Genomic DNA, 22,120 nt, shown 5'->3' with positions numbered 1-22,120 from the left:
ATAAATGAAAAATAGCATTAAATTTATCCTTGCGCTTTGCTTTATATTAACATCAATTATAAAACTAAACGCAGTAACCAGCGCTGAAAACCATAAAAGTTTAAATACGGATATTTGTGTTTACGGCGGTACCTCATCTGGAGTAATTGCTGCAATACAAGCTGCCCGCATGGGTAAAACCGTAGTTTTAATTGAGCCAGGAAAACATTTAGGAGGGATGACATCAGGAGGGTTAGGAAATACTGATGTAGGTAAGCAAGCCACAATTGGAGGCGTAGCTCGCGAGTTTTACCAAAAAGTTGCCCAGTGGTATAAAGATCCCAAAAACTGGAAATTCCAAACCAAAGAAGACTTTTTGGCTAGGGCAAAGTCCGGTCGTATTTCTGATGATGCTTTATTCGTTTTTGAACCCCATGTAGCAGAATTGAAATTAAATGAAATGTTGGCTTCAGAAAAAGTTAAAGTAATTTATAATGAAAGACTCAATTTAAAGACAGGCGTAAAAAAACAGGCAAATCGCATCGTTTCTATTTCTATGGAATCGGGTTTGGAAATTGCAGCTAAAGTTTTTATCGATTGTACTTACGAAGGCGATTTAATGGCAAAAGCGGAGGTTTCTTATACCATTGGGAGAGAGGCAAATTCGCAATACGGTGAAAAAATTAACGGTGTACAAACTAAAGAACCATCAAGAATGGGAGAAAGACCTTTAGATCCATACGTAGTTCAGGGCGATGCTACAAGCGGTATCATTAAAGGTTTAGTTGCTGATGTTATTGGTAAAGAGGGTGAAGGGGATCATCGAGTGCAAGCTTATAACTATCGTTTATGCTTAACCTCGCAAGAAGATAATAGAGTGCCTTTTGATAAACCCAAAGGTTATGATGAATCTGAGTACGAATTGCTTTTTCGTTGGTTTGAGGCTGGAAATACCAAAGGAATTCCATTAGGTTCTAATCCAATTCCAAATGATAAAACAGATACAAACAAAGCTGGTTGGGTTTCTACAGATTATATGGGCATGGCTGATGAATATCCAGATGCGGATTATGCCAAACGAGATAAAATAATCAAAGCACATATTCTTTACACTAAAGGCTTGTTATGGACGATGGCTTATCATCCCCGAGTACCAGAAGTTGTTCGTAAAAGAGCATCAAAACTAGGTTATGCTAAAGATGAGTTTTTAGATACCGATCACTTTCCTTTTCAGCTTTACGTACGCGAAGGGCGTAGAATGATAAGTGATTTTGTGATGACTGAAAATCAGTTAAAAGGTGGTGAAAAAGTAGATGATCGAGTAGCTTTAGGCTCTTATGGAATGGATTCTCATCCAACCCAAATTTGGGTAGATAAAGACGGTGCTTTACATGCAGATACTCCAAAATGGACAGGTGTTAGTCCTTATGGAATCAGCTATCAATCCATCACTCCCAAAGAAAAGGAATGTTCAAATTTATTAGTCCCTGTATGTCTCTCTGCTTCGCATAGTGCTTATGGCTCCATCCGTATGGAACCTGTTTATATGATGTTAGGACAAGCTGCAGCAACTGCCGCTGTTTTGGCTACTAATGGTGATGGTAAAGTACAAAATGTACCCTATGCAAAACTTAAAGAACAATTACTGAAAGATGGACAATTGCTAAATTAAAAACATGAAAAATTTAAATTCTATTTTCAATATTCACCAAATTAAACTGCTAATTTTATTTAGCTTAAGCATCCTGTTTTTTAGTTTTAACACCATAGCTCAACCTAAAACAATTAAAGCAGATGTGATTATTTATGGAGGTACTTCTACCGCTATTGCATCTGCAGTGCAACTTTCTAGAATGCATAAATCTGTGATTATTGTTTGTCCGGAAAAGCATATTGGTGGATTATCTGCCAGTGGTTTAGGTTTTACAGATATTGGTAACAAAGTAGTTATTGGCGGAATTTCTAAAGAGTTTTATCAGCGTGTTTATAATCATTACCAAAACGATGACGTTTGGAAATGGCAAGCTAAAAATGAATATGGTAACGAAGGACAAGGAACTACAGCAATTGATGATGTTGCTAAAACCATGTGGACTTTTGAGCCCCATGTGGCTGAACAGATTTTTGAAGATTTTATAAAGCAAAATAAAATCAAAATCTATCGTGATAAGTGGTTAGATAGAGAAAATGGAGTGGAACTGGTTAATGGAGCAATTAAATCTATCACCATGTTAACAGGTGAAAAATTTGAAGGTAAAATTTTTATTGACGCAGGATATGAGGGAGATTTAATGGCTGCTGCGGGTGTAAAATATCACGTAGGCAGAGAAGCCAACAGCGTTTATAACGAAACTTGGAACGGGGTGCAAAAAGGTGTTTTTCACCATAGTCATAATTTTGGCAATCTAAACATAAGCCCTTATGTAATTCCAGGAGATCCAACAAGTGGTGTGCTTCCGCGAATATCAACAGCAGCGCCTGGGGAACAAGGTTCTGGTGATCATCAAATACAAGCATATAATTATAGGCTTTGCACTACTAATGCTAAAGGAAACATTGTTCCATTTGAAAAACCGAAAGATTATGATCCTGCACAATATGAACTTTTGAGGAGAGTATTCACCTCGGGTCGAACTAACATGTTTGGCGGTGGAAATATCCCAAATAATAAAAGAGATGTAAATAATGTAGGACCGTTTAGTTCGGATAATATCGGGATGAATTATGACTATCCAGAAGCTTCTTATGCCAAAAGAAAAGAAATTTTAAAAGAGCACATCAGTTATCATAAAGGGCTACTTTACTTTTGGGGACATGATGAAAGTGTGCCGGAACGTTTACGTGACAATATAAACAAATGGGGTTTATCTAAAGATGAATTTGTGGATAATGGACACTGGCCTTACCAAATATATGTAAGAGAAGCCAGGCGGATGGTTGGAGATTTTGTGATGACCGAGAACGAAATTTTAGGGAAGCATAAAGTTAATGAACCAATCGGCATGGGCTCTTATACTATGGATTCTCATAATGTTCAGCGTTATATTACCCCTGAAGGATATGTGCAAAATGAAGGAGATTTAGGTGTAGATGCGAACCAACCATATCAAATTCATTTAGGAACCATTATACCGAAAAAAGAACAATGCAAAAATCTTATCGTGCCCTCAGCCGTTTCTAGCTCTCACATTGCATTTGGTTCTATCCGTATGGAACCAGTTTTTATGATATTGGGTCAGAGTGCAGGGACGATTGCTGGTTTAGCTTTGGATAAAAAAATGGATATACATGATTTACCTTTTGGGGAATTGAGTAAGCGATTAATTGCAGATAAACAGGTGTTAAGTTATATAAAGCCTTAAATCAATATTTATAGAATAATCAAGTGAAAAAAATAAAATTATTAATTCTTGTGTTTACAGTAACCGCTTTTCAATTGGCTTTTGCATACAATTTGGTTCACACAAATGTAGAGCACCATAAAACCGATGTAAGCGTTTCAACCCTTTCCGAATTAAGGGAAGCTGTACAAAGCGATAATCAGGTTATTGTGCTGAAAGCTGGCAAATACAACATTACTGAATTGCCAGAAAATGCAAGAAATTTCCCATGTTCAGGGTCAAATAATACCATTAACTTATCTGGTGCTTATATCAATTTTCCGGTCGGGAAATTTACCACGGCTCATTTTATATTAACAGGTTCAAATATTATCCTAAGGGGCGGAGAATTTGAAGATACCTATCAAAATGGGATGCAAAAAGTGACGGATTTTGGCAGCTATAATCAAAATAGAAGTACACTCGCCAAAGGAATAAAAGGAGATGCCAATATAAAGGTATTAGGTAATAACAATTTGGTGATAGGTGTAAAAATGACAACACGCGGTTCTTTCCCTTACGGTTATGGCAATATGTATGGAATTGGTGCTGATAACGCTACCGGGTTAGATAAACATTGTGCACTATTGATTACAGGTATTGGCAATACGGTAGATAGTTGCGAATTTCAACATAGAGCATTTGGACATGTAATTTATATGCAGAAAGAAGCGGATAAAACACTTATAAAAAACACCTATATAGAGGGTGATGTTAGGCCAAGTAACGATGTGTATAAAGAAACCAATGATGGAGATTTACCCAAAAAATTTGATTATAAAATGCCTTTAGGGCCTATGAAAGGCTTGCCAATTCCGCATGATGTGATGTTAAACCTTACAGAGGATGGCATTAGATCTTATAATATTCCTGGTTCCGTAACTGTTGAAAATTGTGTTGTAAGAAAATGCCGCGGAGGTATCAAATTGTATTTAGGTAAAGGAGAAGTAAAGGTTAGCAATTCTACCGTTCTTGATTGTATTGTAGAAGGCTTTACTTTGAATAATGGTGGTAAAATGATCAATTGCAGTGGAAATGCTGCTTACGGGCCTCTTATTTACATGCATTCAGATGCATCTGCTAACCAACAGATTGATTTAAAAGTTTTACCTGCTCCATACGCAGTAGGCAACCATGTATTTGCCGCCATTAAAGGAAGTGGACATCAAATTAAACTCACACAAGTTGGAAATTCAACGCCATTTGATGCAACACTTAGACCAATTGTGATTGGTTATACTGCTCGTTTTGAATTTCTTACCACAGATTTCCCAAAAATACCGAAAGGTTATGAAGAAAATTACGCTAAGTATTTTAAGGATGAGCGCTATAAAGCAACCAATATAACATTAATCAATGGTACACCATATCCAGTTATCCTTGGGCAATTATCCGAAAAGAATACAGTTAAAAGTCTTGGCAATGTAAATGATTTGGGGAAGGGCAATAGTATATCGAAACCATAAGAAGGTGTAAAACAGCAAAACCGAAAGGCCAAAGCTTTTTTGCGGTCGTTCATACGAATGTAAAAATAGCAAATCATTAATTCGATTGAATCGTTACCCTATTGCTGCACTCTTTATAAACGAGCAAAAGCTTGGTTGATATAACTTACTCAATTAAAAACTATTTTACAGTTTCAACATTTTCTAATTTTACGGTAATAGGGTTGGGCCATTTATATACCATCCAACAATCAAACGCGCCATAGCTCATTCTATGCTGCTTAAAACTGAAATTAATCTTACAACCATACTATCAAGTGGCTCAAGTTATCAGCACGAATCCATTTTATCAAATTATTGATTTTAAACTATTCCTCACTTCAATTGTACAATAGAGATCAAGTTTGAAAAACTTAACGGTTTTATTTGTTTTGGTAGTAACAGTGGCTGTAAGTAAATAAGCAATTGTCATCTTCTTAACGGTTGTCTAAATGGAATGTTCTATATTATTCTGAATTCTAATCTAAATTTACAAAACTAAACTTGCCTTTAAGTTCATTAATAGTATGAAAAAAACAATCAACATCTTCCTTTTTGTTACTCTGATAAGCATGACATATAGCTGTAGTCAGAAACGTTTGGCAACTACGCCACCCCACCAGGGAGGCAGCGAAATGCTTTATCAGTATAAATGGAATTTCATCGAGTTAAATAGCCAGCCTGTTTCTACAGGCAGGGATACTTCTTATCTTCTATTTTATCCGGGCCAAATTAATCGAGTATCTGGATCAACGGGTTGTAATCGTCTCACTGGAACATTTGAACTATCAGACTTGGATAAATTAAAATTCTCTCCGCTGATTACCACCAGAATGGCATGTCCCGGTTATGATGAGTCGACACTTCTTAAAGCGTTAGAACAGGTAAACAACTGGAGCATCATCAACAACCAACTATTGCTTAGTAACGGTAGGACTCTTGTGGCAAAACTTCAAGGTGTACCCGTTACTATACCTAAGTAAATCGTTGATAAAGGAGTAGTATGTACCTCAGCTGTTTATCAAAATTTGATAACAATATTAAACAAGGATTTAGCTAAATGTCAATCTTGTCTAATAATTGAAGTTGCATATTCATTCCAAGAACACATCAGAGAAAATAGTGTTTAATTACAATTAAGCACTTTATAAATAAATTGATGAATCATGGAAAAAAGTAATATGCCGGTTTGGTTTATCACTGGCTGCTCTACCGGTTTTGGTAGAGAATTAGCGAAGTTAATATTGAAAAAAGGTTGGAATGCAGTAGTCACCGCCCGGAATATAGATCAGGTTATGGATATTGTTGAAGGGTATGAAGATACATCATTAGTGATATCATTGGATGTAACAGATAAAACTCAGGTTTCAAATGCGGTAGCTCAAGCTCAGGAATTCTTTGGGAAGATCGATGTCCTGGTAAATAATGCCGGATATGGATACTTCAGCAGCATTGAAGAAGGCGAAGAAGAGAAAATCAGGGCACAGTTTGAGACCAACTTTTTTGGTCTCGTAAATGTTGTACAGGCTGTATTACCGGGAATGCGCGAAAAACGCAACGGACATATCATCAACTTTTCTTCTATTGGCGGACTAAGAGCTTTTACTGCAACAGGTTACTATCATGCTACTAAATTTGCTGTAGAGGGATTATCAGAATCTTTGTCTCAGGAAGTAGCTCCACTGGGGATTAAGGTTTTACTTGTAGAACCAGGGCCTTTCCGTACAGATTGGGCGGGCCGATCTACATCCCGTACACCAGTATCTATAAAAGACTATCAAGAAACCGTTGGTGTTCGCATGGATGCAAGTCAAATAGGAAGTGGAAAACAACAAGGGGATCCTGTTAGAGGCTGTGAAGCCATTATTGAAGCCGTTTATGCTGAGCACCATCAGTTGAGGCTTTTGCTTGGTGAACCTGCATTTAAAATGGCTATAGAAAAAACTGAGATGTTAAAAGAGAATTTTGAGTCTTGGAAAGAATTAAGCCTGAGTGCCGATTTTCCAGAATCTGAAAGGTAATTGATAAAGTAGACTTTAACAAAGAGCTCAATACAAAAATTGATCTACTTTGTGGCGTCAAATGATTGCTTAACCAGTATTAAATAGAAAACTAACTATTTTTTAAAAGGCTTGAGTTGCTAAGAACCTTATAATAAATATAGATTTCTTCATTAGCTACTCAAGCCTTTTTTTACGATAATCTCTTGGTGTTATTCCAGTCTTTTTCCTTGAATAATTTAGAAAATTAAAAATAACTATCAAATCTTGATATAGGAGGCTGTTGAGGCCTCCTTTATTTTTGTTAAAAATTTAATTTATGTGTCCCTAAATATTGGCTCATTGAAACCCTGTTATTCTTCAGCGATTTAAAAGCAATATATACTTCCAGTTCCTGGTTGTTAAAGGTGTCAGGTATGTCAATTTTTAGCATTCCCTCCATGCGTGTTCCCATGCCAATTCCCTGTAAAGTGTCATTCGTTACCCGGTTGTATACCAGGTAAAAAAGTACATCTCCCCAATAAGCATCGCATAACTCATTTTCCGGATTCCAGGTGATCTCCATCCTATTGGATCCCGGCAACCGAACTGCTGCATCCTCTACCCCTGGAAGGTCGCCATAACTGATCATTACGGATGCATAATCCATATACAGGTTTGGATATTCTCCCCTTAAGACATGATTATAGGTATAAGAATGCGAAGCCATCAGTGCCGTCATTCTGGGGTTGTATTCCTTAAAACCTATTGTAATTACTTCTTTCAGCGGTGCAAGCCATTCCTGGAGGTATTTGAATGTCAACCTTGTTGCTGCTTGTTTTGCTGTAGGTGTTTTTTTACTTCGTTTAGGAACTGCCCTGATGTAGTCAACCCCTTTCCATGTGCAACCTACAGTAGGACCTACTTTGCCATGGAAACTTCCATTAATGCCATTTTCGTAATGAGCCATTTTTTTATTAATTTAAATTGTTAAATGATATTGGCAAGGTAAATAGTAGTATTCACAAGTCATGTAATAAATCGTATTTAATGCTGAATTTAGTTGGTTCTAAACCGCAACTTATTTGCTTGGCGAGCGGAGAAAGTGCGGAGGAGGTGCGGAGAAGCTGGGTATATTGTGCGGTTTATTTAAAAGGAAGATAATAATGATCTATCAGTATATCTTTCACCTTAACCTTAAATAAGACAGGTTTATTTTGTTAATTTGAGCATGGAATTTTCGATTCAGGATCTGTTACCCAATATCACTTTTAAAACATCCAGAAGTGGGGGTAAAGGCGGGCAAAATGTGAACAAAGTAGCCAGCAAAGCTGAATTGAATTTCAATTTTGAAGCTTCTCTGGTGTTTGATTCTGTTCAAAAGGAACGATTGAAACAAAAGCTAGCCAATCGCATGACTGCGGAAGGGCTTATTCAGGTGATCAGTGAAGAGGAGCGCAGTCAATATTTAAATAAAGAACGGACGCTTGAAAAGCTCTATCTACATTTGAAAAATGCGCTGCATGTTCATAAAACAAGAAAAGCGACTAAACCCAAGAAATCTTCTATTGAAAAGCGACTTAGAAATAAGCAGCTCCATGCTGTGAAAAAAATCAATAGGAAAAATAGTGGTCCTGATTCCTAATATTAATAGAGTTCATCGTTTACATTTAAAATCTACCTGAACTAACCATGTTTTAGCAAAATAATGATGAAGCGGCAGTATTGAAGAATCCGAATGCAGAGCTTTGGTCTCCCGAAAGTCCTTTCTTGTATCATTGGAAAATAGCGGTGATGCGCAAAGGAAAAAGCCCTGGATGAAGTAACTAGTTATTTTGCGATGCGGAAATCTTCTCTTGGACCGGATAAAAACGGAATCCAAAGGATTATTGAATAACAAGTTTGTGTTCCAATATGGTCCCTGGATCAGGGATGGTGGCCTAATGGTTTATACTGCTCCAACGGGGTCATATTGTGGATCTGCATAATTATCCCGAGCCGGCTATACCTCGTCCTGAGATCTTTGGTGCAAAACATGCCTTGGTTTTAGGTGAATTTGGTGGACTGGGATTACTGGTAGATAACCATGTTTGGCAACAAAAGGACAACTGGGGTTATCAGAGCTTTAAGAAAGCAGATGATAAAAAATTGGGATGGGCTGAAGGTATCGGCTTCAATACGATGCGGGTATATCTGCATAGTATTGCCTGGAAACGTTAAATGCTGAACCGGATGTTAATAAGTAGTTTATGAAAAGGTTAAGCTTTTTATTTCTGGCTTTTTTTACTGCGGAATCAGTGGTTGCTCTACCAGTAAGGTAGCGGGTTCTGATCCCATAGTACAAACTACATTTACCAATCCACTGCTTCCTTCTGGTGCCGATCCATGGACTGTTTATAAAGATGGATATTGTTTTCTGGAAATAAGGATAAGCTGTTTGTGGTATATTCTGCTAGTGGTAGCTGGACTGATTCGTATGCTTTGGGACTTTTAACGTTTACGGGAGAGAGTTTGCTGGATTCGGTATCCTGGAAAAAGAGTGAAAATTCGGTGTTTAAGCAATCGCCAGAAACTGGTGTCTACGCAACGGGGCATAATTCGTTCTTTAAATCTCCGGATGAAAAAGAAGATTAGATCTTATATCATGCTAATGATGCTCCTGGTCAGGGATGCGGACAGTTTAGATCACCAAGGTCTCAGCAGTTTGTTTGGGATGCAAATGGAACCCCTGTTTTTGGAGTTCCATTACGTATTGGTACGGCTTTGAAAAAGCCTTCTTAGAAGAGTAGCGCTAATTAAAAAAAATGCTTATTGTTCAATAATTGGAGGCATGCTCACGCTGTAACTGATCGTTTTATTTGCCATTCCTTTGATGTTTCCAATTGCTTGAACGTTTTGGAAGGTATTGGTGATTACGCTTAACCAGTCATATCCTTCTTTACAGTTGTTCCGAAGGAGATAGATGTCTTTACTACCGGGAAGCGATTGTAAACGAATGCAGTGGGAGCTTGAGTATATGGTGTTGGTTTCGACCGTGATGTTGGTCACTACTCTTGGAGCACCATAGGTTCCAACTACGATGCCGGATGAGTTTCCTGTAGATAAACGGGTATCAACTGTATTATTAATGATCTTGATGTTTTTTAAATTATATGATCCATTACCCATTTGGATTCCTCCAATATTAGGTCCTTTTGTTTTCACTGTATTGTTATTCACAAGAATGTCTGAGCCGTCTTCTTTCAATCCGGGTGCAAGAGCAATACTACCAGCAGGGATTGTATTATAGCTTAAAGTGTTGTTTTGTCCGAAGATCTCTAAACCACTGCGTTGGTTTCCATTACCGCCAGTAAATATGTTCTTAGATATCAATGTGCGTTTGTAGTAACCTGATATGCCATTTCCACCCAGGTTATTCGGGTCATTTAATTTGTTGTCACATATTTTTGCATCATATACATAAGCTGCAGCGCATTCAATTGCAAATTGTTTGCCATAACGGTTATTGAAAATACTAGTTACTATTTGGGTGTTGTAGTTATCCTGACTTTGGAGTTGAATGGCAGGAGAGTTAGGGTTTTGAGATCCCCAATTTTCAAAGAGACAGTTGATTACACTCACATCACGTGTACCTCTCATTTCGAGGCTGGTACGTCCTGCTTCGGAGAAACGGCAGTGTTGGAATGTAACTGTTTTTACCTGGTAGTTATTGATGCCTTTAATTTGCACTGCTCCGCGATCGCGTCCTCCTGCAAAGTTGACGTTTTTAAAGTATAAGCTACTTACATTGTCCGTAATATACAGTGCTACCAGATCAGTTCCTGTATTACCAGCTTGATTGGCATTGATCTTAATATTTTTAAAGCTAATGTTGGTCATCCTGGTAGGGATCCGGAATACATTACGACCGGCTTTGGTTCCCGATGTAAGTATAATTTCTGTATTATCGCCGGCACCTTCAATAACAGTATTGGAAGGTATGATGATTTCATCAGAAATTAAATATTTGCCGGCAGGTAGATATAGGGTCTTTTTTAGAGAAGCCTGGGTGTTGATTAGATTTTGTAATGACAAGCGTTGATCTGGGTTGTCTGCTGATATAATTGTGCTGGTTGCGTTAACTGCAGAAACAGATTTGTCTTGAACAACAGCACTGCTAGTGGCTATTTCATTCGATGCCTCTTCGTTGCAACAGAAGTTAATTGTTGTAAGAAGGAAGATGAGAATCATAAAAAAATTTTTCATATCATGCTGATTTCCGTTATGTTACGGAATTTGCATGGTTTGGTTACGATAATCTGGAAATAGTTCTTCCACTTTCTTTAGTGCTAATCCTACTACATGATGCATGTCGTAATATTTGTAATCAGCCAGTCTTCCTCCGAATATTACATCTTCTTCCAAACGCGCCATATCTTTATACTTTTTAAAGAGCAGGTCGTTTTTAGTGTCGTTTACAGGATAATAGGGCTCATCTTTCTTAGTCCATTCGAGCGGGTATTCTTTAGTGATTACCGTATTCTTCTGCTCTCCGAATTCAAAGTGTTTATGTTCTATTATTCGTGTATAAGGGATTTCAGAATCGATGTAGTTCACAACTGCATTTCCCTGGTAATTGGGAGTTTCTAAAACAGTGTGTTCAAATTTCAAACTACGGTATTCCAGGACGCCATGTTTATAATCGTAGTATTCGTCAATCATCCCTGTATAGATAACCTGGTCGGCCAATTCATTCCATTCGTTTCGGTTATCGAAGTAATTGACCCCTGTTTTTACTTCTATATCTTCTAACAGCACTTCAATCAATTTAGTGTATCCGCCAATAGGAATTCCCTGATATTGATCGTTGAAGTAGTTATTGTCGAATGTAAACCGGATAGGTAAACGTTTGATAATAAAAGAGGGTAGTTCTGTTGCTTTTCTTCCCCATTGTTTTTCCGTATATTCTTTAATGAGCGTATTGTAAATATCAGTTCCTACTAAGGAGAGTGCTTGTTCTTCGAGATTTTGTGGATTTACAATACCTGCATCAGCTACCTGCTGGTCGATTATCGCTTTAGCTTCTGCCGGTGTTTTTACTTTCCACAGTTGATAGAAAGTATTCATATTGAAGGGAAGATTGTATAGGTTCCCTCTGTAATTTGCAACCGGACTGTTTGTATAGCGATTAAACTCAACCAGGGAATTGACATAATCCCATATTTTTTTGTTGCTGGTATGAAAGATATGTGCTCCGTATTTGTGAACGTTAATGCCTTCTATGTTTTCGCAGTAAATGTTTCCTCCAATATGTGATCTTTTATCAATAATTAAACATTTTTTGTCTCTTTTTTTTGCTTCGTGAGCAAAGATTGCACCATATAGTCCGGATCCTACAATCAGATAGTCATATTTTTTCATTCGCATGCTGTTGATTTAACTGTAAAGGATTCTATGGCCTGAATGTTCAGTCTTTTAAAAGTAAAATTGTTAGAGCCGGGTGTGCAATTATTGAGTTTTAATTGCCTTGGCTTGCTTTTCAAAAGTGGGTGGAAGAGTGAAACTTTTCTTTATTTTTTTATTGATCAGAATAATGGCAAAGTAGGGTCCGTAATATAAATATCTCTTCCATAGGCGGTTGGGTTCACGAAGGAGCCTAATGAACCACTCCAGTCTCATGTTTATCCAAAACTGTGATGGACGTTTCTTTGTTCCGGCATAAAAATCGAATACAGCTCCAATGGAGCAGATTGTTTTTGCGCAAACCTGGTTATAGTGTACATGGGCCCACTTTTCCTGTTTTGGTGCAGTCATCCCAATAAATAGAATATCCGGATTGCAATTGTTAATGGCTTCAATCATTCTCAGATTATCCTTCTCATCAAACTCAGCCTTAAAAGGAGGGGAGTATGTATTTACTTTGACAGCACTAAATTCATTAGACACATGGGCCTTTATTTTTTCAAGAGTAGGTTCGGAAGATCCAAGATAAAAACAACTGCCACCTTCTTTATTCAATTTTTCAAGAAGAAACTGATGTAACTCAGCTCCGGCAATCTTTTTTATCTTATTACCTGTGAGCAGTTTTGATGCCATAGTTATTCCTACTCCGTCGGGAAGTAGCACATCAGAGGCAATGAGGGCCTCCTTGAACTTGGCATCCTTCATGGACATGATATAGGAGTATTGATTGATCGTATTGATCATTGCCTTGTTCTTAAGTTCTATGTTATCAAGTGATGAGTTGAATACCGGGAAATCTAAAACAGTAATTTCCCTGGCATGATCTCTTTTCATGGTTTCAATAGTCTTTTGTTTCGGCGCAATGACGGATTGGTAAATATTTAAGAGCTGGTCTAGGTTTTTTTCTGGCGTATAGTTCGTGATGTATGTCTTTCGTGAGTAAATGCACTGTACTGTTTTGCTTAATGGATCAAGATTTTGCCAATCGTGCAAGCAAGACTGCAGTGATTCGCGATCACCAGCCTTAAATAGTAAACCGTTGTAGCCAGGACTAATAAGATGTTGAATAGATCCTAAGCGGCTGGCGATGACAGGAGTCCCTGTGGAAAATGCTTCAAGAATGGTCATAGGCATCCCCTCGAACCATATTGATGGAAAGATGAGTGCATTTGCTTGCCTCATTAAATCCATAGTTTCGATGTTTGACTTTTTGCCCAAGTAGGTAATATTGCTATGTTTAGCTGCGGCCTGTTCTACTTCGTTTCTTAGTGGGCCATCGCCAACAATAGTTAATTGGAAATTGGTGTCAGCAAATGCGCTAATTAAGAGCTCTATACCTTTTTCCGGACTCAGTCGGCCTACATATAAAAAACTGGTAGAACGATTCTTAATGTTATAACCGCTGTCTTTTACGAAATTGGATTTTACTACCAACTGTTTTTGCTTCAGGTGAAGATCTGATTGTAGAAACAATTCCCTGGCGAAATTACTGAGGGTGATATAGCGGTCAACTTTTTGCCATGTTTTAAGCTTTTTATGTAAATAAGTGATAGATGCCAGCCAAAAAGTCTGGAACAAGGAATCTCTGTATACCTTTTTAAATACAGCTTTCCAGGGAAATCCTCCAGAAAGGCTATCGGTAAATAATTCGTTTTGGTGAAAAAGTGTCGCCGATGGGCAGAGTAACCGGTAATTATGAAGGGTAACCACTACAGGAATCCCCATTTTTTTGGCTGCCCTAATCAATAAGGGAGATGCGGCAAAGTGCCAGTTATGGATATGTACAACATCCGGCCTCAATTCTTTAATCGCCTTTCTGAATTTTATTAACGAGAAAATGTTGTAGGGTCCAAGAATAAACTTGAAAAATACGGCAAGCATATTTCCACTGTTATCAAAACACAGTTTTTTAACTTGGGTAGCAGAAGAGAGAAGGTCGAATTCGTTATTAAAAACCTGATCTTCGCCTCCACTTTGCCCATAAAATGTATGTATGAGTAGAATTTTCACAGCTGAGTGTTTTATCGTTAATTATTATGAATCTATCGGTTTGCTGATTAAGCTTTTATCTATAGGGACAGCTTGCTCGATATAGCGCGATAGCGTGTCGAGTAGTCTTCCAGACTGCCTTTGGAAGAAATGTATATAATTTGCCTGATCGTACTTTTTAACCAGGTCAATGGTAACTGTACCTTCAAAGGGAATAAATGAAAATGCATTTAGCATTACTGAGGAACTGCTAAACGCTTTGGTGTCTTTGATATGAATTTTTCTTTTTTTGAAATGAATGTAAGCGAGCTCGCGGGATTGCAAGGTTTCATTTTTAATGTAGTATTGTTTTACTGCTCCGTTCTCCCAAATAAACAATTGCTTTTTAAAATTTTCAATATTACTGCAGGTGTATCTTGCTTTGTTGGGCTGGATATCTGCTATACATTCCTGATGATATTGGGATAGATTAAATTCTTTAAATATTTGATGGATCCCATGCCATTCATCAAAAATATAACACGCCGGGGATTCGAATATCTCCTTTGCATTGATGGTTTTTGATGATCGGTAAAGCTGATTGATCCATGGTTCATTTTTATATAATGTAAAGTGGCCACGATTAAAAATCTTGTGGTTAGTGGCTAAAATTTCAGGAGTTATGAAACGGGATAAATCCCCAAATAGGACATCGATGTCGCAGTATCCCCAAAATTGATATCCAGCTAAATGTGATGCAAACACTTCTCCAAATGCTGGTCTGAAATCGCATAATTTATAAGAATAATCCAATGCAGGTTTGATGGATAAAGAAGTTTCTATAGTTACCTTTATTTGATCAAACGAATAACTGAATACTTTGAGATTGGAAGGAAGACCTTTTGCAGGAATGTGTTGATCGGTAAAAAGGAGGAAGGTATAATCTTTATTCCTTTCTAACGAACGTGTCCACAAGTAAAAATAATCAGGTAGTTTTCCAAACCACAGAGCGATGACTGCAATTTTCTTCATGCGAAAATTAATAATGTATGCTATAAGAAGCTGATTCTATATTGAATTAATGATAGTGCTTTGTATTTAAGGCGTGTGATTACACTGTATCTTTTTACAAATTGCTTGACTATTAAGCTATTCAAACTAACAAAAGGATTTAATTTAAAGCTTTGTCTATTCGAGTCGTCCATTATGGTGGCAAATCGTGATTGCTGAACAGAACTGGTATGAGTAGCAGCAGCACTAAAGCCAATATTCTGTATTTTTGACTGGGATGGGAAAGCGGTGAACGTGTCGGTTTTAAATTGATGATAACACCACCTGATTGCCCAGGAGTTGACTTTGCCTTTCATTTGTTTATCTAACATATCGGCCATATCACTTCCCATCTGATTGAATTTCTTTCGTGCAATGGGGTTATGTGCAAAATCATCGTAATCACTTACTTGCCAATCTACAGATTCCCACCTGTTTCGCCATGTCCCCCATCCCCATGATGATCCTCTTTTGGTGAAGTAATTGTCATAAATATAGACCTGGGGGAATAGGATAGGGAATGAATATGCTGATACTGAAAAGACTTTTTTATTTTCTTTATAGAACTCCAGACTTTGATTCATATAGTTTAGAAAATTAGTGCTGGTAAGCAGGTCATCTTCTAAAACGATTACACTTTCATGTATTTTAAGAACTTCGGTAACCCCATCTATTATTGATTTGGCAAGTCCTTTATTTACAGCTGAAGTTTGAATATTAACCTCTTTAAATCCATCAATTGTTTGCAGGTAATCTCTAACGAGATCCACTTGTTTACTGTCTGCTATTTTAGCAGCACCATCAGAAAAAATATATAAATCTGTAGATGCTGCAAGGTAATTTTGCTTTAAATGCTCTATTGTGAGCTTTAAACCATCCAATCTGTTGTAACAAAATATGATTACAGGGCTGTTCATGGCATTTATTTTTTGAAAACATCCCATAGAAATGGGAAGAGTGTCTTAAGCCAGAGTTTCGAAAAGGCTGCAGGGTAGGACAAGGGGAAATGTGCACGTATGAAGTAAAGATATTCGTCGTAAGCTAATCCTTTAGGGCTTTTAAGAAAATTAATCCTTTCTTTTAAGTTGTCCTTTGTGCTTTTCCAGCTCTTGCCATGATCGTGTATGCAGGTACCAAGAAAGCCGGGTGCTACAAGAATTTTTATTCCTGCTTTTCTTGCTTTAAGGGTATAGTCATAATCAGCTATGCCATGTGTGAATTTTGATGAAAGTATGCCTAGCTTTTCTACGGCTTTGGCAGTGACTAACATAATATTGGCATTACCAAAATCACATGCTAAATAGTCGGTTTCGCTAAATATATAATCACCTTTAAGTGCATAACTGGAACTTAGCTTTTTCCCTCCATACGTAATTTCTCCTTCTGTGTTACAGGTGCTTCCAATACATATTAAGGCATCCTGATGGGTGTGTTTTGTGCTGCTATTAAACTGTAAAAGGCTGGAGATAGCATCTTCTTTCAGAAAGGTATCGTCATTTAATAAGAGGTACCCATCATAATTTCCCTTTAATGCTTCCTGCCATGAATTCCTCATTCCTCCTGCCCAGAAAAGTGAGCCTGTTCCTTTTAAAAGATGTGTCTCCGGGTAATGAAATTTGACAGCTTCAAATGTGCCATCTGTTGAGTTATCATCAGTAAGATAAGTCTCAAAAGTTACATCTTCAGGTAGAACTTGTTTACTTAAACTGCGTAAGCAGGATAGGGTCTTGTTTTTCCTGTTGAATGTGGTCAGCATTACAGCGATCTTCATGTCTTGTTTTTTAATTCTGTAGGCAAAGAAATTTATGCGGGAGTATTTGCATTTTCTATTGAATAGATTTGTGCTATTAATTAGTTGCTCCTGCGTATTTCAGTATTCTCTTGGTAATAGCCTTATAATAACTAATTGAATAATAGCCTATTTTTCTGTAAACCTTTAGATTAGGAATCCCTATTGTATTTCTTACCAGGAATAAAAAGCTTCTATCTGGCATAAATCGTCCGTAGTCTTCTGATCGAATTACCAGGTACTCGAATAAGCGGGCAATACCGAATGTTTTTTCTGCTGGTAAATGCCAGATGCTCAGCCTTAAATCTGTGGGCTTAACATTTCGATAGAACACTGGATTGGTCCAGATCCTTTTAATAAAAGTATTTTGTTGGCTTGCCGACAATCCATTTTTATAATACAGATAGCTTAATGTATGTGCTTCTTCGTTTAGTTTGCTTAAGCCTTTTTCATTCCTTACTAATAGATCTAACCACAATTGTTCGAAATCTGAAAAGATCTTTTTAATGTTGGATACATTACATAAAAGAAACTCACCTAAATGATAGGAAGGAATATCATTTACCTCTCTGCCAAGAAGTTCTGCGAATAAATCTTTCATATCCAACCTGCTGAGACCATTAAGTTTATAATCAACAGGGCTGTCTATTTCGAAGGAAATAAATCCTTTTTTTGACGCTTCATTAAACAGGCTGCCTGCGGACTTAATAAAAATGCAATCCGAATCTAAAATGAGATACATATCATTTAACTGACTGCTATTTTTAGATATATATTCTAAAATGGAAAATTCGAAGAACTGATTTTGAAATGATTTAAAGTATCCTTTTGGTGTTTTATATTTAAAGTCGACAGGTATAATTTCTACATTCAGATCATGAAGCAGGTCCCTTATATTTTTGCCATCTACTGTGGGCAGTGTTTTTACGTTTGTAAATAATAAATGCTTTTCGTTTTTATTAAAGCGTGTGCTGGTAATATAGAATACAGCCAGACATCTCCAATAAATGTTTTGGTGACTCTGGCTTGAAGATTTTTTTCCTGATTGGGGAAAATCGCTTTCTTCACCTTTTTCATCAGCGCACAACCAGGTGCATATATAGTTCATGATTTAGCTTTTAAAGGTTTTATTACTCTCCAGATAATATAAACAGAGACCTACATGTCCCCAGAAAATAAGTGGTGCAACATAACTTAATGAAAAAACAAGTCCGCTCAGACAAAAAGGAATAAGTACCACAGCCCTGTTTGATAAATGCCGGCTAAATGATTTAAAAAATATATAAATGAGGAACGAGAACTTGAACAGTAAGCCAAAGATGCCATGGTAGAATAAGATTTCTACAAAGCCTTCATGGAAATGATGACCAGTATTGGCATCCCACCAATCTACTAAGGGATTCTCTAAACTGTAACCTTCAAACGTCCAGCCAAAGAGCGGTTTTTGTTTGATGAAATTGTAGTACATTTCAGTTTGTTCAATTCTAAATCCTCCTGTGCCACTATCGGTAGATGGGTTAAGAATTTCACTAAAACGTTCACCAAAGAAGCTTAGCAGTCCAGGAAACGTAGCAGATACGAAGTAAATGGCAATTATAAGAGCCAGTATAGATGTCAATGTAAAACTTGCCACTCCAGTGAGTGCTTTTTTGTTTGTACGAAGAACAAGGATGAAATATACAAATGTGGCAAATATGACACTGCTCCATACAGACCTGTGTTGGTGGACAAGAATGATGGTAAAGCATAATGCAAAAAGAAGAAAGGATTGAATGGTTTGCTTATTGATAAATTTGTTGAGATACCATAAGAACGGGATAATCAGCATGAATATCGAATGCGCATGAAGGATGCGTGTGTCTCCTGAAAATGGACCTGTATTAGGCTCTATATGTTCCAGACTAAAGGAGAAATTATGTCCAAATAAAGCCATGAAAACGAGGTAGGACAACAGGTAAAAGCCTGCAAGAAAGCCTAGGAGATCAGCGTTCATCTTTCTCATTTCTGATTTTATAAAAATGGTAAAGATGATAGGAAAAATCACCGTATATATTTCAAAGTTTCTAAAGAAAACTTGAAACTCAATTAATGACTGTAAAAGGAGCTTGACCATTAATGCGGTAAAGATGCCTACATAGATCTTTTCACTTAATTTGAGATCATTCACTTTGATTAAGACATAGCCATAAATTGCGATGCTTAATGCCTTAATAGCAACCTCATTGATATAAGCATTCTGGCTGAAGAACCATATAAATGATTTTTCAACTAATAAGAAGCAGAAAAAGATAACCAGGAATTCCTGTAAATATATCTTATAGTTAAAGAGTCTGATTGTCGTAATCATTTTATTTACCAGTAAGCTCCACCTTCTACACTTTGACTTTTCTCAGGGGTTTCAACTTGTTGTGGCCTGATCCAGTGTTCATTCATCATCCCCGCTATGCGGCTATGTGCTTTTTGAGTCTCCCATCTTTTACCTTTTATGCCAAATAGATTTTGTGTGGCCCCACCAAGATGCACTGCCTTTTTACCTAATCTTTTTACATGAGCAGCAAGAGGAAAACCATAAGCACCACAACCTATAATAGCCACATCGAAATCAATTGTATCTATTTGATCTTTCATATAGTTAAGGGCTTCAAACCAATTCGCAAAACGAGTTTGTGTGTTGGCAACAGATTGTATGGCTTGTAATGTGATCAATTCAAAATCAGGAAGTACTTTGGCTCCATTAAATAATAAATCCTTCTTTTTATACTGCTCCGTTATGCTTTTTGCAAAGGGGTGAATAACCAAAACTTTCTTGTCTTTAAGGGCCAATGACCATGGGTGTTCATGGTAATAGGGCTCCAGGTCCGCTAAGGGAACTCGGGTAGCACCTGCTAGCTCAGGTTTAAACAATTTTTCTTGCCAGAGCCATGAACCCAGAACGTCAACCAGCTTCATGTCATTAAGCATTAGTAAAGCAAATTTCTCCAGCATAGGGGGTTCAATAGGGAAAAAACCTGCTGTTTCAGCCATTAATGCCATGGTGTTTTTTTCCCACCAGAATGCTTCAGAATTTCCTTTTATAAAATCAATGTGTTGATTTTTTTTGCCATTATTCATGCTGGTGTAATTGGCAATTAAGGATAATTCAACGGCCCCGAAGCGTGCAATCATAATTGGATCAGGACTATTTAGCTTATCAATAATCAACGCATTAGCATCATCATTTTGTAGCATATTAACCTGAGATCCATATAGCGTTGCTCTGGATTGAAATAACTTCATGTAAATCTTTCTGGCTATTTTTAAGCCTGTAATGATGTTATTATTCATATTTAATTACAATAAAAATGCGCTCTCGTTAAAATGAAGTTCATTGCTACTATTCATTAGATTAGGAACTTTAGGCGGTCCTTTAAATTAAAGCATATCGTGCCTTGATCTTTGAAATGGGTGTTATTTCTGAAACACATTAAACTTCAGATACGCTAACTGATTTTTTAGGAAGTATTTTGCCAAGTAGTAAATGAAGAAAATTTGATACTCCTAAGCGTTCTTCAGTAGTGAACCCTATAAACCATATCGCTAAAAGAAATAATACTGAACTTAAAGAAACAACAAGTAAGAGACGTAATATACTTGGATCAGGGATGATGAATAGAGGGATTGCTGATAATAGTAATACCAACAAATAAGATCCAACACACCGTAACACTACGCTTTTTAAAAAGTAAGAAATGGACAAATCGCAATTTACTTTGGCAAAATGAAGGGTCACACAAGAAGATATAGTGGCGTGAATAATGAAGATTACATATAGTGTATAAGGTGGATATCCCATTTTGAAAAAGATAATGGAAACCACTAATGGAAAACAATAAAGGATAGACGAATAGATTTGAAACTTCTTTATTTTACCCGTTGCCGATATGGATGTTGCCAATGTAATAAACAGTTGATCAATTAGATTTTTAATTAAAAGTAACCTACAAAATATAACCGTGTATGCAGGGACGTCTTTTAACCATAAGTGAAAAATATAAGGTGTTTCAAGCATGACAGGAATGAAAAAGAACATCAGGAGAAAGAATGATATTTTACTTCCCATCATGGATGCTCTAAGCATTAATGATCGATCTCCAGCTCCTTCACTTTTGCCAATAACAGGATTTAATGCTTTTAGCATGGTTCCTGCAAAGGCGCTTAACTGTCCGCTTACTTGATTCGTAATACCCTGTGTGGTATTGATTGCTGTTCCAAAGAAGCTATTTAACACAATGCCCTGGCCATAAAAGGCTAATATACTGGTTGATGATCCTAAAAATGCCCAGGCAGCAAATTTAGTCAGGTCTTTAAAAATAGACTTATCAAAGTAGACTTTGAAATTTATTTCGCACTCTGCATATTTCCTCTTGCAATAGATTCTCCGAACAATCAACAGGATAACAGTCAGTATCGCTGTTAAAAGACCATAGACAATTAGCTTATCATAAGAAGTTTTTACAACATAAAATGCTGTGCCTAATTTTAGAACGGATTCTAATATACCAATGATGGAATAAAGCCACATGTTTTCATGTGCATTGATTACAGCATCGTAAGGAACCGAAACGATTGTAAATAATGTACTTACAATCATGAATTGGTAAATAACTTTAGCGCTGTATAACCGGTCTAAAGGGATCTTAAAAACCCCCTTAAATAGAAAGTAGCCAACTACTTCCAGTATAATTAAAACCAATACGGCAATACATATATGCAATATGACGCTTACATTAAAAATGCTTTGCTGTTTTAATTTGTCGCCTACTCCTTCAGCAAATGACATGAATCTTTGCGTAGTAGCAGCCATTGCCGTATTTAGAAAAGTCAGCATGGCAATTGCTCCACCTATCAAAGAAAAGATACCAAAATCAGCTACACCTAAGGACCCTAAAATTAATCGGGTGGTGTATAGGGACATGAATACTGTAATGCCCATTTTGGCATATAAGATGCCTGTATTTTTAACTACCCTGTTGGCCGCACCCATACTAAAATTTAATTAATATCATCTTT

General features: G+C 37.0%; 20 protein-coding genes. 9 read left to right on the top strand and 11 right to left on the bottom strand.

Annotated features, from left to right (window positions below; all coding sequences use genetic code 11):
* The first annotated feature begins 4 nt into the window (after positions 1-4).
* From ADIARSV_RS10170 to ADIARSV_RS10150, 5 genes are all read left to right on the top strand, one after another.
* Entirely contained in the window at positions 5-1,651 is a 1,647-nt protein-coding gene (locus ADIARSV_RS10170; RefSeq protein WP_016195415.1) for an FAD-dependent oxidoreductase, read from the top strand.
* Between the two features lie 4 nt (positions 1,652-1,655).
* Positions 1,656-3,341, top strand: coding sequence for an FAD-dependent oxidoreductase (locus ADIARSV_RS10165; protein WP_016195414.1), 1,686 nt, complete (start codon positions 1,656-1,658; stop codon positions 3,339-3,341).
* A 23-nt stretch (positions 3,342-3,364) separates the two neighbouring features.
* Complete coding sequence (locus tag ADIARSV_RS10160) at positions 3,365-4,825, top strand: hypothetical protein (RefSeq protein ID WP_052016994.1); 1,461 nt, start codon at positions 3,365-3,367, stop codon at positions 4,823-4,825.
* A gap of 545 nt (positions 4,826-5,370) precedes the next feature.
* Positions 5,371-5,826 (top strand): META domain-containing protein, encoded by a 456-nt coding sequence (locus ADIARSV_RS20550; RefSeq protein WP_052016993.1) that lies wholly within the window; start codon positions 5,371-5,373, stop codon positions 5,824-5,826.
* Between the two features lie 183 nt (positions 5,827-6,009).
* Positions 6,010-6,864, top strand: a complete 855-nt coding sequence (locus ADIARSV_RS10150) for an oxidoreductase (protein WP_016195410.1) — start codon at positions 6,010-6,012, stop codon at positions 6,862-6,864.
* Positions 6,865-7,147: 283 nt separating this feature from the next.
* Here ADIARSV_RS10150 and ADIARSV_RS10145 read toward each other — a convergent pair whose 3' ends face one another.
* Complete coding sequence (locus ADIARSV_RS10145) at positions 7,148-7,792, bottom strand: DUF6266 family protein (RefSeq protein ID WP_016195409.1); 645 nt, start codon at positions 7,790-7,792, stop codon at positions 7,148-7,150.
* 261 nt (positions 7,793-8,053) lie between these two features.
* Between ADIARSV_RS10145 and arfB the strand changes: the two genes are divergently transcribed.
* The 4 genes from arfB to ADIARSV_RS22490 all read left to right on the top strand — a co-directional run bounded on the left by arfB (position 8,054) and on the right by ADIARSV_RS22490 (position 9,456).
* Entirely contained in the window at positions 8,054-8,467 is a 414-nt protein-coding gene (gene arfB / locus ADIARSV_RS10140; protein ID WP_016195408.1) for an alternative ribosome rescue aminoacyl-tRNA hydrolase ArfB, read from the top strand.
* Positions 8,468-8,547: 80 nt separating this feature from the next.
* The gene (locus tag ADIARSV_RS22500; RefSeq protein ID WP_235048397.1) at positions 8,548-8,643 is read left to right on the top strand and encodes a hypothetical protein; all 96 of its coding nucleotides are present in this window, start codon (positions 8,548-8,550) and stop codon (positions 8,641-8,643) included.
* 153 nt (positions 8,644-8,796) lie between these two features.
* On the top strand, positions 8,797-9,042 hold the full coding sequence (locus ADIARSV_RS22495; RefSeq protein WP_016195407.1) for a hypothetical protein: 246 nt from the start codon (positions 8,797-8,799) through the stop codon (positions 9,040-9,042).
* 189 nt (positions 9,043-9,231) lie between these two features.
* Positions 9,232-9,456: a family 43 glycosylhydrolase gene (locus ADIARSV_RS22490; RefSeq protein ID WP_016195406.1), complete on the top strand. Its 225-nt coding sequence runs from the start codon at positions 9,232-9,234 to the stop codon at positions 9,454-9,456.
* A 174-nt stretch (positions 9,457-9,630) separates the two neighbouring features.
* Here ADIARSV_RS22490 and ADIARSV_RS10125 read toward each other — a convergent pair whose 3' ends face one another.
* The 10 genes from ADIARSV_RS10125 to ADIARSV_RS10075 form a co-directional block, all read right to left on the bottom strand.
* Positions 9,631-11,067: a glycosyl hydrolase family 28-related protein gene (locus tag ADIARSV_RS10125; protein WP_016195405.1), complete on the bottom strand. Its 1,437-nt coding sequence runs from the start codon at positions 11,065-11,067 to the stop codon at positions 9,631-9,633.
* A gap of 21 nt (positions 11,068-11,088) precedes the next feature.
* Positions 11,089-12,222, bottom strand: a complete 1,134-nt coding sequence (gene glf / locus ADIARSV_RS10120) for a UDP-galactopyranose mutase (protein WP_016195404.1) — start codon at positions 12,220-12,222, stop codon at positions 11,089-11,091.
* An 87-nt stretch (positions 12,223-12,309) separates the two neighbouring features.
* Positions 12,310-14,274, bottom strand: coding sequence for a WecB/TagA/CpsF family glycosyltransferase (locus tag ADIARSV_RS21095; RefSeq protein ID WP_016195403.1), 1,965 nt, complete (start codon positions 14,272-14,274; stop codon positions 12,310-12,312).
* Positions 14,275-14,298: 24 nt separating this feature from the next.
* A complete protein-coding gene (locus ADIARSV_RS10105; protein ID WP_016195402.1) occupies positions 14,299-15,264 on the bottom strand; it encodes a DUF6625 family protein in 966 nt (321 codons plus the stop codon).
* Between the two features lie 20 nt (positions 15,265-15,284).
* Positions 15,285-16,199: a glycosyltransferase family protein gene (locus ADIARSV_RS10100; RefSeq protein WP_040299749.1), complete on the bottom strand. Its 915-nt coding sequence runs from the start codon at positions 16,197-16,199 to the stop codon at positions 15,285-15,287.
* Between the two features lie 5 nt (positions 16,200-16,204).
* Positions 16,205-17,053 carry a glycosyltransferase family 2 protein gene (locus ADIARSV_RS10095; RefSeq protein WP_016195400.1) on the bottom strand — a complete coding sequence of 283 codons (849 nt, stop codon included), beginning with the start codon at positions 17,051-17,053 and terminating at the stop codon, positions 16,205-16,207.
* A gap of 76 nt (positions 17,054-17,129) precedes the next feature.
* Positions 17,130-18,179, bottom strand: coding sequence for a hypothetical protein (locus ADIARSV_RS10090; RefSeq protein WP_016195399.1), 1,050 nt, complete (start codon positions 18,177-18,179; stop codon positions 17,130-17,132).
* A gap of 3 nt (positions 18,180-18,182) precedes the next feature.
* Positions 18,183-19,418, bottom strand: a complete 1,236-nt coding sequence (locus tag ADIARSV_RS10085) for an O-antigen ligase family protein (protein ID WP_016195398.1) — start codon at positions 19,416-19,418, stop codon at positions 18,183-18,185.
* A 5-nt stretch (positions 19,419-19,423) separates the two neighbouring features.
* Positions 19,424-20,395, bottom strand: a complete 972-nt coding sequence (locus ADIARSV_RS10080; protein ID WP_016195397.1) for a hypothetical protein — start codon at positions 20,393-20,395, stop codon at positions 19,424-19,426.
* A 139-nt stretch (positions 20,396-20,534) separates the two neighbouring features.
* The gene (locus ADIARSV_RS10075) at positions 20,535-22,094 is read right to left on the bottom strand and encodes an MATE family efflux transporter (RefSeq protein WP_016195396.1); all 1,560 of its coding nucleotides are present in this window, start codon (positions 22,092-22,094) and stop codon (positions 20,535-20,537) included.
* Positions 22,095-22,120: the final 26 nt, after the last annotated feature.

This window comes from Arcticibacter svalbardensis MN12-7, assembly GCF_000403135.1.
Classification (GTDB): domain Bacteria; phylum Bacteroidota; class Bacteroidia; order Sphingobacteriales; family Sphingobacteriaceae; genus Arcticibacter; species Arcticibacter svalbardensis.
This window is presented reverse-complemented; position numbering and strand designations above follow the sequence as displayed.